Annotated in this window: 13 protein-coding genes; 10 read left to right on the top strand and 3 right to left on the bottom strand. The window is 68.9% G+C overall.

The features are described 5' to 3' along the window. The 5 genes from hemA to E2493_RS12965 form a co-directional block, all read left to right on the top strand. Positions 1–1,083 (top strand): 5-aminolevulinate synthase (hemA, locus tag E2493_RS12985; protein ID WP_135087437.1); only part of this gene is annotated, 1,083 nt, incomplete at its 5' end. A 113-nt stretch (positions 1,084–1,196) separates the two neighbouring features. Next, positions 1,197–1,655 (top strand): ribose 5-phosphate isomerase B, encoded by a 459-nt coding sequence (gene rpiB / locus E2493_RS12980; protein WP_135087435.1) that lies wholly within the window; start codon positions 1,197–1,199, stop codon positions 1,653–1,655. After that, the gene (gene glyA / locus E2493_RS12975; RefSeq protein WP_135087433.1) at positions 1,652–2,968 is read left to right on the top strand and encodes a serine hydroxymethyltransferase; all 1,317 of its coding nucleotides are present in this window, start codon (positions 1,652–1,654) and stop codon (positions 2,966–2,968) included. Before rpiB ends, glyA begins: the two co-directional genes overlap by 4 nt. Before the next feature lie 9 nt (positions 2,969–2,977). Continuing rightward, positions 2,978–3,439, top strand: coding sequence for a transcriptional regulator NrdR (gene nrdR / locus E2493_RS12970; RefSeq protein ID WP_135087431.1), 462 nt, complete (start codon positions 2,978–2,980; stop codon positions 3,437–3,439). Next, positions 3,436–4,176 (top strand): RNA methyltransferase, encoded by a 741-nt coding sequence (locus E2493_RS12965; RefSeq protein ID WP_135087429.1) that lies wholly within the window; start codon positions 3,436–3,438, stop codon positions 4,174–4,176. Before nrdR ends, E2493_RS12965 begins: the two co-directional genes overlap by 4 nt. A gap of 148 nt (positions 4,177–4,324) precedes the next feature. Here E2493_RS12965 and E2493_RS12960 read toward each other — a convergent pair whose 3' ends face one another. Then, positions 4,325–4,642, bottom strand: a complete 318-nt coding sequence (locus E2493_RS12960) for a chorismate mutase (protein ID WP_135087426.1) — start codon at positions 4,640–4,642, stop codon at positions 4,325–4,327. 214 nt (positions 4,643–4,856) lie between these two features. Here E2493_RS12960 and rpsD point away from each other — a divergent pair, with 214 nt between their 5' ends. The 4 genes from rpsD to aguB all read left to right on the top strand — a co-directional run bounded on the left by rpsD (position 4,857) and on the right by aguB (position 9,136). Beyond that, a complete protein-coding gene (gene rpsD / locus E2493_RS12955; RefSeq protein ID WP_135087424.1) occupies positions 4,857–5,471 on the top strand; it encodes a 30S ribosomal protein S4 in 615 nt (204 codons plus the stop codon). Between the two features lie 128 nt (positions 5,472–5,599). After that, positions 5,600–7,267 carry a M28 family metallopeptidase gene (locus tag E2493_RS12950; protein WP_135087422.1) on the top strand — a complete coding sequence of 556 codons (1,668 nt, stop codon included), beginning with the start codon at positions 5,600–5,602 and terminating at the stop codon, positions 7,265–7,267. Continuing rightward, a complete protein-coding gene (locus E2493_RS12945) occupies positions 7,264–8,256 on the top strand; it encodes an agmatine deiminase family protein (RefSeq protein ID WP_225421446.1) in 993 nt (330 codons plus the stop codon). Before E2493_RS12950 ends, E2493_RS12945 begins: the two co-directional genes overlap by 4 nt. Positions 8,257–8,287: 31 nt before the next feature. Next, on the top strand, positions 8,288–9,136 hold the full coding sequence (aguB, locus tag E2493_RS12940; protein ID WP_135087420.1) for an N-carbamoylputrescine amidase: 849 nt from the start codon (positions 8,288–8,290) through the stop codon (positions 9,134–9,136). A 42-nt stretch (positions 9,137–9,178) separates the two neighbouring features. On the opposite strand, the gene E2493_RS12935 is transcribed toward aguB, so the two are convergent. After that, a complete protein-coding gene (locus E2493_RS12935; protein ID WP_135087418.1) occupies positions 9,179–9,973 on the bottom strand; it encodes a hypothetical protein in 795 nt (264 codons plus the stop codon). A gap of 230 nt (positions 9,974–10,203) precedes the next feature. Here E2493_RS12935 and E2493_RS12930 point away from each other — a divergent pair, with 230 nt between their 5' ends. After that, a complete protein-coding gene (locus E2493_RS12930) occupies positions 10,204–11,379 on the top strand; it encodes a sensor histidine kinase (protein WP_135087416.1) in 1,176 nt (391 codons plus the stop codon). Positions 11,380–11,416: 37 nt separating this feature from the next. Here E2493_RS12930 and E2493_RS12925 read toward each other — a convergent pair whose 3' ends face one another. Then, positions 11,417–12,076 (bottom strand): uracil-DNA glycosylase, encoded by a 660-nt coding sequence (locus E2493_RS12925; protein WP_135087414.1) that lies wholly within the window; start codon positions 12,074–12,076, stop codon positions 11,417–11,419. Position 12,077 lies beyond the last annotated feature (1 nt).

The following is a 12,077-nucleotide window of genomic DNA, read 5'->3' as shown; positions in this document are numbered from 1 at the left end:
CCGAAGCCGATCACCGTCTGGTGCTCGAACGATTATCTCGCGATGGGCCAGCACGAGGCCGTGATCGCGGCGATGGAGGAGGCGCTGCACGACGTCGGCGCCGGCTCCGGCGGCACCCGCAACATCGGCGGCAACACTCATTACCATGTCGATCTCGAGGCCGAGCTTGCCGACTTGCACGGCAAGGAAGCGGCTTTGCTCTTCACTTCGGGCTATATCTCCAACGAGGCGACGCTTTCGACGCTCGGCAAGATCCTGCCCGGCTGCATCATTTTCTCGGACGAGCTGAACCACGCCTCGATGATCGCGGGGATCCGCACCTCGGGCTGCGAGAAGCAGATCTTCCGCCACAACGATCTGGCCCATCTGGAAGAATTGCTCGCCGCCGCCGATCCCGAGGCGCCCAAGCTGATCGCGTTCGAGAGCGTCTATTCGATGGACGGCGACGTCGCGCCGATCGCCGCGATCTGCGACCTCGCCGACCGCTACAACGCGCTGACCTATCTCGACGAGGTCCATGCCGTCGGCATGTACGGCGCGCGCGGCGGCGGCATCTCGGAGCGCGACGACGTCGCCCACCGCCTGACCATCATCGAGGGCACGCTCGGCAAGGCGTTCGGCGTGATGGGCGGCTATATCGCCGCCGATCGCAACATCGTCGACGTGATCCGCTCCTACGCCCCCGGCTTCATCTTCACGACCTCACTGTCGCCGGTGCTGGTCGCCGGCGCGCTCGCCAGCGTCCGCCACCTCAAGGCCTCGACCGTCGAGCGCGAGGGCCAGCAGGCCGCCGCCGCGAAGCTCAAAGCGATCTTCCGCGAGGCGGGCCTGCCGGTGATGGCGTCGACCACCCACATCGTGCCCCTGATGGTGGGCGATCCGGTCAAGGCCAAGAAGATCAGCGACATCCTGCTCGCCGAATACGGCGTCTACGTCCAGCCGATCAACTTCCCGACCGTGCCGCGCGGCACCGAGCGCCTCCGCTTCACCCCCGGCCCCAGCCATGACGAAGCAATGATGCACGAGCTCGCTGCCGCCCTCACCGAGATCTGGGACCGGCTCGAGATGCGCGCCGCGGCCTAAGCTCGATCCCCCTCAGTCCGAGGGAGGAATTCGGCACGCACCGCAAACTCCTGTGGCGAATCCCCGGCCCCTCCCCTAGAGGTGGGGCTCCGACGAAAATGGAGTCTTCCGGCGTGGCTGAGCGCATCGCCATCGTTTCCGATCACGCCGCCTACGCGATGAAGGCGGAGCTCGCCGAGCATCTGCGCGGCGAAGGCTATGACGTGCTCGATCTCGGCACCACCTCGACCGACAGCGTCGATTATCCCGATTACGGCTACCGGATGGCCCGGGCGATCGCCGAGGGTGAGGTCGAGCGCGGCATCGCCTTGTGCGGCTCCGGCATCGGCATCTCGATCGCGGTCAACCGCCATCCCCATTGCCGCTGCGCCCTGGTCTCCGACGGCCTCGCCGCTCGTCTGGCGCGCGAGCACAACGACGCCAACGTGCTCGCACTCGGCGCCCGGCTGATCGGCGTCGAGACGGCGCGCGACTGCGTCGCAAATTTCCTGGCCACCCCTTTCGCCGGCGGGCGCCACCAGCGCCGCGTCGACAAGCTCACCAACCCCGATTTCGCCAAGGAGCCCGCATGAGCACGCGCCCTGCCAATGATCTCAGCGACGTCCAGCCGAGCGGCTTCTTCTCCGGCCGGCTCGCCGACGCCGACAATGCGGTCGCCGAGGCGATCGCCGCCGAGCTCGACCGCGAGCAGAACCAGATCGAGCTGATCGCGTCCGAGAACATCGTGTCGCGCGCAGTGCTCGAGGCGCAGGGCTCCGTGCTCACCAACAAATATGCCGAGGGCTATCCGGGCCGGCGCTACTACCAGGGCTGCGCGCCGTCGGATTCGGTCGAGACGCTCGCCATCGAGCGCGCCAAGGCGCTGTTCGGCTGCGGCTTCGCCAACGTCCAGCCGCATTCCGGCGCCCAGGCGAACGGCGCGGTCATGCTCGCGCTGACCCAGCCCGGCGACACCATCCTCGGCATGTCGCTCGCCGCCGGCGGTCACCTTACCCACGGCGCCAGGCCGGCGCTCTCCGGCAAATGGTTCAACGCCGTCCAGTACGGCGTCCGCGAGGACGATCATCTCGTTGATTTCGACGAGGTTGCGCGGCTCGCCAGGGAGCACAAGCCGCGGCTGATCATCGCCGGCGGCTCGGCCTATCCGCGCCACCTCGATTTCGCCCGCTTCCGCGCCATCGCCGACGAGGTGGGCGCGCTGCTGATGGTCGACATGGCCCATTTCGCCGGCCTCGTCGCCGCCGGCGAGCACCCCTCCCCGTTCGGCCACGCCCATGTCGTCACGACCACCACCCATAAGACTCTGCGCGGCCCGCGCGGCGGCATGGTGCTGACCGACGACGAGGACATCGCCAAGAAGATCAACTCGGCGGTCTTCCCCGGTCTCCAGGGCGGTCCGCTGATGCACGTCATCGCCGCCAAGGCGGTCGCCTTCGGCGAGGCGCTCCAGCCCGGCTTCAAGAGCTATGCCAAGGCGGTGATCGCCAACGCCAAGGCGCTCGCCGGCCGGCTGCAGGAGCGCGGCGCCGATCTCGTCGCCGGCGGCACCGACACCCACCTCGCCCTGGTCGACCTCCGCCCGCTCGGCATCACCGGCAAGGACGCCGACGAGGCGCTCGAGCGCGCGGCGATCACCTGCAACAAGAACGGAATTCCGTTCGACCCGCTGCCGCCGGTCAAGACCAGCGGCATCCGCGTCGGCTCCCCGGCCGGAACGACCCGCGGCTTCGGCGTCGCCGAGTTCCGCGACATCGCCGACATGATCGCCGACGTTCTCGACGGCCTCAAGGCGAACGGCCATGACGGCAATGCCGCCGTCGAGACCGAGGTCAAGGCGCGCGTCCGCGCGCTCTGCGCTCGCTTCCCCATCTACCAGGATCTGTAAGGCTCTTCGTTGCGCTGCCCATTCTGCTCCCATGACAATAGCCAGGTGAAGGACAGCCGTCCCAGCGAGGACGGCACCTCCATCCGCCGGCGGCGCCAGTGCGAGGATTGCGGCGCCCGCTTCACCACCTTCGAGCGCGTCCAGCTGCGTGAGCTCAACGTGGTGAAGTCGGGCAGTCGCCGCGAGCCGTTCGACCGCACCAAGCTCGATCGTTCGATCGCGATCGCCTGCCGCAAGCGGCCGGTGCCGCAGGAGAGGATCGACCGTCTCGTCTCCTCGATCCAGCGTCAGGTCGAGACAAGCGGCGAGAGCGAGATCGACTCCGCACGGATCGGCGGCATGGTGATGGACGGGCTGAAGGCGCTCGATCCGGTCGCCTACATACGCTTCGCCAGCGTCTACAAGGACTTCCGCGAGGCCAAGGATTTCGAGGAATTCGCCGGCTCGGTGAGCGAGGCGGGGCGCGAGTGAGCACGTCCGCGACGGCCCCTGCCCCTGCGATTGTCCTCGTCCGCCCCCAGCTCGGCGAGAATATCGGCAAGGCGGCGCGCGCCATGCTGAACTTCGGCCTCACCGACCTGCGGCTGGTCACGCCGCGCGACGGCTGGCCGAACCCCGCCGCCGGGCCCGCGGCCTCGGGTGCCGACCTCGTGCTCGAGCGCGCCCGGGTGTTCGACAGCGTCGCCGATGCGGTCGCCGACTGCACCCACGTCTATGCGACCACGGTGCGCAAGCGCGGCCTGGTCGTGCCGGTGGTGACCCCCGAGCAAGCGGCCCAGGAGATCCGCCGCCAGCCGGAGCCTTCGGCCATCCTGTTCGGCGCCGAGCGCTCCGGGCTGGAGACGGAGGAGGTGGCGATCGCCGGCAAGATCCTCACCGTCCCGATCAACCCCGAGTTCCGCTCGCTGAACCTCGCCCAGGCGGTGATCCTCGTCGCCTATGAATGGTCGAAGCAGGGCAATGTGGTGATGCCGACCGAGATCGAGGAGCGCGAGCCGCAGGCGACTCAGGGCCAGCTCGACGGGCTGATCGGCCAGCTCGAGGAGTCGCTCGACGCCGCCGGCTATTTCCATCCGCCGGACCGCACGCCGGCGACGAAGAACACGATCCGAACCATCCTCACCAAGGCGCATTGGTCGAACCGCGAGGTCCAGGCCCTGCGCGGCATGATCCGCACCCTGGTCGAGCCCCGGCCGCGCAAGGGCTGACCTCCAATCCTCCCTGTCCGCAAAGCGGATGGGGAGCGGGACCAGGCGAAGCCTGGTGGAGGGGCCGGGACGGGGAACGGAGCCCGGCCCCTCCACCGCGCTGTGCGCGGTGCCCCTCCCCATCGCCTGCGGCGACAGGGAGGATGAACTAGGCCCCCGCGCGCATCTCGTCGAAACGGTCGAACTCATAGGCGATCGAGGCCTCGACGAGCTGCTCCCAGAAATCGGCGACAAGGCCGACCGGCACGCCGAGTTCGGCGGCATGGGCGGAGGCATTGGCGATCACCTGCGCCTTGCGGGCTTCGTCGCGCACGGCGCCGCGGCTCGGCTTGATCCGGGCGGCGGCGTCCATATAGCCGAAGCGGGTGGCGAGCAGCGCGACGATCTGCCGGTCGACGCTGTCGACGCCGGCGCGGACCTCGGCCATGGTCTCACACGCGGTCGGGGGAAGAATGTTCGGGTTCATGGCGGCGCCTTAGCGGCCGTTGGCAGCGAGGGCCAGTGGGGGCGCGGGCCGCCGGCGCGGCGCAACCTTCGCTTTTCCTTGACTTCTCCCCGATCCGCCGCCATGTCGCGGCTCTCGCAATTGGCCCCGCACCCCGGTGAAGCGGTGGCCGCGTCCGGATCTCTCCGGGCGGTGCGGCTCCGGGAACAGCAACCCAAGCAGATTGGACCAAGAGATGAGCAAGCGCAGCAGCGCCAAGTACAAACTCGATCGCCGTATGGGCGAGAACGTCTTCGGCCGCCCGAAGAGCCCGGTCAACAAGCGCGAGTACGGCCCCGGCCAGCACGGCCAGCGCCGCAAGGGCAAGATGTCGGACTTCGGCATCCAGCTGCGCGCCAAGCAGAAGCTGAAGGGTTATTACGGCGACGTCACCGAGAAGCAGTTCAAGCGCACCTTCACCGAGGCCGCCCGGATGAAGGGCGACACCTCGCAGAACCTGATCGGCCTGCTCGAGCGCCGCCTCGACATGGTCGTCTATCGCGCCAAGTTCGCGCCGACGATCTGGGCTGCGCGCCAGCTGGTCAGCCACGGCCACGTCCGCGTCAACGGCGTGAAGTGCAACATCGCCTCGCGCCGCGTGAACGTCGGCGACGTGATCGAGCTCGGCGCCAAGGCGCAGGAGATGGCGCTGGTGCTCGAGGCCCAGGGCCTGGCCGAGCGCGAGATCCCCGACTACGTCAGCCCGGACGGCACCACCAAGGTCACCTACAGCCGCGTTCCGACGCTGGACGAGGTGCCCTATCCCGTCCGCATGGAGCCGAACCTGGTCGTCGAGTTCTACTCGCGCTGATCGCTCCGGCAGACGCCGAACACGAAGCGGCCGCCCCTCGGGGCGGCCGTTTTGCTTTGGAGCCTGCGGCTTGCGCGGGCCTGGGCTTGCTGCAATAGCCCGCGCCGACGCCGCATCTGGAGACGCTTATGCCTTCGACCCGTTTCAGCGCAGCCGCCGCAGCGCTCCTTCTTGCAGGCTGCGCGACCGCCGGCCGGGACCGCGCGCCGTCGGCCTATCAGGGTCCCCCGATCTCGCTGGCGACACTGACCACCGCCACCCAGATCCTCTCCTCCGATGCATTCGAGGGCCGCGCCCCTACGACGCCGGGCGAGGAGAAAGCGGTCTCCTACATCGCCGAGCAGTTCCGGAAGGCCGGGCTGCAGCCGGGCAACAAGGGCAGCTGGTACCAGAATGTCGCCCTGGTCGAGAACACCGCCTCGCCGTCCGCTTTGACCATCGCCGGCGGCAGCGGCCCGCTCAGCCTCGCCTATCGCACCGATTTCGTCGCCAACACCTATCAGGTGCAGAAGCAGGTGCAGCTGAAGGACAGCGAGCTCGTCTTCGTCGGCTACGGCATCAACGCGCCGGAGCGCGGCTGGAACGATTATGCCGGTCTCGACGTGCGCGGCAAGACGGTCGTCATCCTGGTCAACGATCCGGACTGGCAGGATCAGGACCTGAACGGCCGCTTCGGCGGCAAGGCGATGACCTATTACGGCCGCTGGACCTACAAATATGAGGAAGCGGCCCGCCAGGGCGCGGCCGGCGCGCTGATCGTCCACCAGACCGAGCCCGCGGCGTACGGCTGGAATGTCGTCCAGTCGTCCTGGACCGGCGCCCAGTACAATATGGACGATCCGAACGGCCATATGGACCAGTCGAAGGTCGTCGGCTGGCTCACCCAGGACGCGGCGCAGCGCCTGTTCGCCGCCTCGGACAAGGATCTCGCCGCCCTCACCGCCGCCGCCGCCCGTCCCGGCTTCAAGGCGGTGCCGCTCGGCACCCGCGCCTCGATCACGCTCGACAACCAGATCAAGCGGTCGAACTCGCGCAACGTGATCGGCATCCTGCCCGGCGCCAAGCGGCCGAACGAATATGTGCTCTACACCGCCCATTGGGACCATCTCGGCCGCTGCGATGCGGTGGGCGGCGACGACATCTGCAACGGCGCGGTCGACAATGCCAGCGGCACCGCCGGCCTGATCGCCCTCGCCGAGGCGCACGCCAAACGCGGCAACGCCGATCGCTCGATCGTCTTCCTCGCCGTCACGGCCGAGGAATCGGGCCTGCTCGGCTCGAATTATTACGCCCAGAACCCGGTCTACCCGCTTTCGCAGACGGTCGGCGGCATCAACATGGACAGCCTCAGCCTCTCGGGAGACGCCCGCGATTTCGTCGCCGTCGGTGGCGGCAAGTCGGAGCTCGACGCCTATTTGGACACGGCGCTCGAGGCGCACGGCCTGAAGCTCAGGCCGGAGCCGGCGCCGCAGGCGGGCTATTATTACCGCTCGGACCATTTCAGCTTCGCCAAGCAGGGCGTGCCGATGCTCTACGCGAAGCTCGGCAACGATCTCGTTCAGGGCGGCACCGCTGCCGGCGAGGCGGCGCAGGCGCAATATCGCGCCGAGCGCTACCACGGCCCGAACGACGAATATGATCCCGCCTGGGACTGGTCCGGGGCGGTGCGCGAGCTGCAGATCTACTGGCAGATCGGACGCGCGCTCGCGACCGGCGACGCCTGGCCGAACTGGAAGCAAGGCGACGAGTTCCGCGCCATCCGCGACCGCTCCCGCGCCGGAGCGACCGGCCAGTGAGCGCCATCGCCCCCGCCCTCCGCCAGGCCCCGGAATGGGCCGAGCACGAATTCGTCTGGATCGGCTTCCCGAGCCACGCCGACCTCTGGCTCGAGGATCTCGAGCCGGCGCGCGCCGAGGTCGCCGCCTTCGCCGCCGCCGTCCACGCCGACGGACGCGGCGAGGAGGTCCGGCTGGTGGTCGCGGATCCGCAATCGGCACGCGCGGCGGCCGAGCTCGCGCCGTTCGCGACGATCGTCCAGGAGATGTTCGGCGACATCTGGCTGCGCGATACCGGGCCGATCGTCCTCGGCCGCGGCGCCACCCGGGTGCCGCGCAGCTTCCGCTTCAACGGCTGGGGCGGCAAATACGATCTCGAAGGCGACGACACGATCGGTCTGCGCCTGGCGAACAGCGCCGATCTCGAGGCGACGCGGCACGATTGGGTGCTCGAGGGCGGCGCGATCGACGTCGACGGCACCGGCCTCCTCGTCACCACCGAGCAATGCCTGCTCAACCCGAACCGGAATCCGGGCCTCGACCGCGAGGAAATCGAGGCCCGGCTGAGGCGCGAGCTCGGCGCCGAGCGGATCCTGTGGCTCGGCGAGGGGCTGCTCAACGACCATACCGACGGCCATGTCGACAATCTCGCCCGCTTCGTCGGCGAGAACCGGCTCGCGCTCCCGGTCGCGGCCGGTCCTGACGATCCCAACGCGGCGATCTACCAGGATGCGCGGCGGCGCGCCGAGGCGTTCGGAGTCGAGGTGGCGGAGATCCCCTCCCCCGGCCAGGTCGAGCGCGATGGCGAAATCATCCCGGCGTCTTATATGAACTTCTACATCGGCAATGCGGCGGTCGTCGTTCCGCTCTACGGGGCGCCGAACGATGCGGCGGCGGTTGACGCGATCGGCGCCTTGTTTCCGGGTCGCAGCGTGGTCGGCTTCCGGGCCGATCACGTGCTCACCGGGGGCGGCAGCTTCCACTGCATCAGCCAGCAGATGCCGGCCTGACCTCACTCCAGCTTCGAAGTTCGAGAGCCCCATGACCACGATCACCGCCGCCGCCCTCCAGCTCGCCTTCTCCGATGACGTCCAGGAGAATATCGCCGCCGTCTCCGAACTGGTGCGCGAGGCTGCGGCCAAGGGCGCGAAGCTGATCCTGCCGCCCGAACTGTTCGAAGGCCATTATTTCTGCCGCACCCAGGACGAGGGTCATTTCACCCGCGCGCTGCCGGTCGATCAGCATCCGGCGGTGGCGGCCATGCGCAGCCTCGCGGCCGAGCTCGAAGTCTACATCCCGACCAGCTTCTTCGAGGCCGAAGGCCACCATCATTACAACAGCCTGGCGATGATCGACGACAAGGGCGCAGTGATGGGCGTCTATCGCAAGAGCCACATCCCGGACGGCCCCGGCTATTCCGAGAAATTCTATTTCCGGCCCGGCAACACCGGCTTCAAGACCTTCCGCACGCCCTACGGCACGGTGGGTCCCGCGGTCTGCTGGGATCAATGGTATCCCGAGACGGCCCGGGCGCTGATGCTCGACGGGGCGGAGATCCTGCTCTTCCCGACCGCGATCGGCACCGAGCCGCACGATCCCGATCTCGATACCAGCCGCCTCTGGCGGCGGGCGATGATCGGCCACGCCGTCTCGAACGTCGTCCCGGTGGTCGCCGCCAATCGCATCGGCACCGAGCACGGCCAGCGCTTCTATGGCCACAGCTTCATCTGCGACGAGCGCGGCGACATCCTCGCGGAGTTCGGGGCGAACGAGACCGGCGTCCTCGTCGCCACGCTCGACCTCACCCAGGCGCGCGCCCATCGCGCCGCCTTCGGCTTCTTCCGCGACCGCCGCCCCGACCTCTACGGCCGGATCAGTCAGGACCTCTGAAAACGGCCCACGCCCGCCGGGCGCCGCGGCGGCGGGTGACGATCAACCTCCTCGCGCCGTGGTGCAGGAGGTGCGGCCCGGATCGACGATGTGAACCCCGTTCGGCCGGCGATTCTCGTCCCGCTCGAAATAAACCGCGGGCTGGCCCGACCGGTCCGGCTCCAGTCGTCCGACCGCGCCCGCAAAGGCGCCGCTGGTCAGTCGGACGGTGTTTCCTTCGCGGACGTAGCGTCCGGCGGCCTTGTTGGTCCGGTAGCTGCCGTCGCGCCCGAGCGTCAGCGTCACCATGTTGGAGAAGCGGAGCTCGTAGCGCGCCGGATCTCCCGCGACATTGCCGCCGATACGCTCCGACCAGGCGCAGGTGAGCTTGTTGGTCGGCAGCACCCCGGTGGCCGCCGTCGCGGCGGGTTTGGGCGCTCCGGCCCGCCCGAACCTCAGGACGCCCTTCGCGCTGCCGATGATCACGCCCTCGCCAGCGAGAAAGCCGTCGGCGCGACCCGCGATGCTGTCGGTGGTGCAGGGTCCGCTGATCTCCATCCGGTGCCGATCCTGCTCGATGTGGAAATAGCATTTGCCGTTCTCGAGATAGGATCGTCCCCTCTTGAGTGCACCGTTGACGGTGACGCCCCGCAGCGTGACCGTTCCCCTGCCGGCGAAGTCGCCCCCGGTCAGCACCGCGTCGATGCTCCACGTCCCGGCGTTGCCGTCATTGTCGGCGAGCGTACCCTCGCCGTGGATCGGTCCGAGGTTGGGCGTGACCGGCGCCGCCCGGCCGGCGCCGGCGGCAAGAACGAGAGCGAGGCCGAAGCAGGCGACGGAACCAGGATGACGAGACATCTACCCCCCAATATTTGCTGGCAAGGCCGCCGACGGCCCGCGCCCTTCTGCCGAGCGCCGACATTCCACAGCTGCGGCCGTTCCTGCAAGCGAACGTGAAGGCGCTCCAGCCCGTTCTGCCGTAAGCCGGCGCCACTCTCCGGCGGAACCTCAGGGCGCCGTGAACCACCGCGCGGCCGCCGCGTTCTCCTGATACACCCTCCAGGGTGGTCGTGGGGACAGGAGCCAGCGTGCCGGACCAGATGGCGCTCGACGCCGCCTTGCGCAAACTGAAGGAACACGGGCCGCTCAGCGCCGAGGCCGAGCGCGTCGCCGGCACCGGCGTCTACATCTACGATGCGGCCGCCGGCCAGGCGATCTGGTCGCGCGAGGTGCGGCGGATCTACGGCCTGCCCGAAGATCAGGAACGGCTGCCGCTCGAGGCCGGTCTCGCCCGCATTCATCCTGATGATCTGCCGGCCTTCCTCGAGACGGTCCGCACGAGCGTCGCGACCGGCGAGCCGTGCGCGCTGGAGCACCGCGTGGTGCGGCCGGACGGCGAGGTGCGCTACGTCCATGCCCGGGGCGAGATCGTCTGTATCGAGGGCTATGAGAATCCGGTCCTCGCCGGCACCGTACGCGACGTCACCGAGCGCTACGAATGGCAGAGCCTGGTGCTCGAGCAGGACGCGCAGCTGCGGGCGATGAAGGCGGAGCTGCTCTTCCACTCGCGGCAGAGCGCGATGGGAACGATGGCCGCGACGATGGCCCACGAGCTCAACCAGCCGCTCACCGCCATCACCTTCATCCTCGCCGCCCTGGAGCGCACGGATCCCGCCCGGCTTGGGGAGCGGGAGGTGCGCGAGATGCTCACCATGGCCAAGGAGAATGCGCTGCGCGCCGGGCAGATCATCCAGCGCCTCCGCCACGGCATCGTCGCGCATCGCCCGGCGGCCGAGCGCTTCACCTGCAGCCAGCTGATCAACGAGGCGATCCGCTTCTCCTCGATCGGCTGCGAAGGCGTCCGCTTCGTTCTCGACGTCGGCAACAATGTCGTCGAATCGGCCGACCGAGTGCAGATCCAGCAGGTCCTGGTGAACCTCATCCGCAATGCCTGCCAGGCAGCGTCCGGCCGTCCCGACGCGCAGGTGCGGATCACCAGCCGGCGCAGCCCCGACGATCCCCGCATGCTGCGCATCTCGGTGTCCGACAACGGTCCCGGGATCGCCGAGGAGATCCTGCCCAACGTCTTCACTCGCGGCGTGACCACGAAGGAGCACGGCATGGGGCTGGGCCTGCCGATCTGCAAGACGATCATCGAGGCGCATGGCGGCCACATCTGGGCGCGGAACGGCGCGGAAGGTGCGTGCCTCAGCTTCGAGATCCCGCTCGCGCCGCTCCCGGAGGGTAGCGCGGAGCCCGTTTAGGCCGAACCACGCACAAGCCGGCGCCGGGGCGCGACGATCACGGCCGCCGCTCGAGCGCGCGGGCGAAGACCTGCTCGAACATCTCCGCGGTCAGCCGGCCGGTGTTCTGGTTGTAGCGCGAGCAATGATAGCTATCGATCAGCAGCCGCCCATCGGGCAGGCGATGCTCGGCGAGATGGCCGAACTTGAACGCGGCCAGCCGGCCGCCGGCGGTCCGCACCGCCGACTGATGCGCGATCTGGCCGAGTGCGATCAGCACCTTCGCGTGGCGCAGCCGGTCGAGCGCCAGGCTGTAATAAGACCGGCAGGTCGAGATCTCCTCGGGCAGCGGCTTGTTCTGCGGCGGCAGGCAGCGCACCGCGTTGACGATCGCCGCGCCCTTCAGACGGAAGCCATCGTCCGGCCGTGCCTCATATCGTCCCTCGGCGAGACCGAACTTGAGAAGGGTCTCGTAGAGCAGGATTCCGGCGAAATCGCCGGTGAACGGCCGCCCGGTCCGGTTGGCGCCGTGCATGCCCGGCGCGAGGCCGACGATCGCCAGCCAGGCGTCCGGATCGCCGAAAGCGTGAACCGGCGCATTCCACCAATCGGGATGCTCGGCGCGCAGCCCCTCGCGAAAGGCGACGAGGCGCGGGCACAAGGGGCAATCGTGCGGCGGCTCGACATCGGCCACGGGGCTGGGGCTTTGCGGAAGCATG

It is taken from the genome of Sphingomonas parva (ex Maeng et al. 2020), assembly GCF_004564275.1.
Taxonomy (GTDB): domain Bacteria; phylum Pseudomonadota; class Alphaproteobacteria; order Sphingomonadales; family Sphingomonadaceae; genus Allosphingosinicella; species Allosphingosinicella parva.
Note: the sequence above shows the minus strand (reverse complement) of the source record. Positions and strands in the feature narration are given on the sequence as shown.

Coding starts and splice junctions, on each gene's coding strand:
- glyA (WP_135087433.1), top strand. CDS start 1,652: ATGAGCACGCGCCCTGCCAATGATCTCAGCGACGTCCAGCCGAGCGGC.
- E2493_RS12960 (WP_135087426.1), bottom strand. CDS start 4,642: ATGAACCCGAACATTCTTCCCCCGACCGCGTGTGAGACCATGGCCGAG.
- rpsD (WP_135087424.1), top strand. CDS start 4,857: ATGAGCAAGCGCAGCAGCGCCAAGTACAAACTCGATCGCCGTATGGGC.
- E2493_RS12950 (WP_135087422.1), top strand. CDS start 5,600: ATGCCTTCGACCCGTTTCAGCGCAGCCGCCGCAGCGCTCCTTCTTGCA.
- aguB (WP_135087420.1), top strand. CDS start 8,288: ATGACCACGATCACCGCCGCCGCCCTCCAGCTCGCCTTCTCCGATGAC.
- E2493_RS12935 (WP_135087418.1), bottom strand. CDS start 9,973: ATGTCTCGTCATCCTGGTTCCGTCGCCTGCTTCGGCCTCGCTCTCGTT.
- E2493_RS12925 (WP_135087414.1), bottom strand. CDS start 12,076: ATGCTTCCGCAAAGCCCCAGCCCCGTGGCCGATGTCGAGCCGCCGCAC.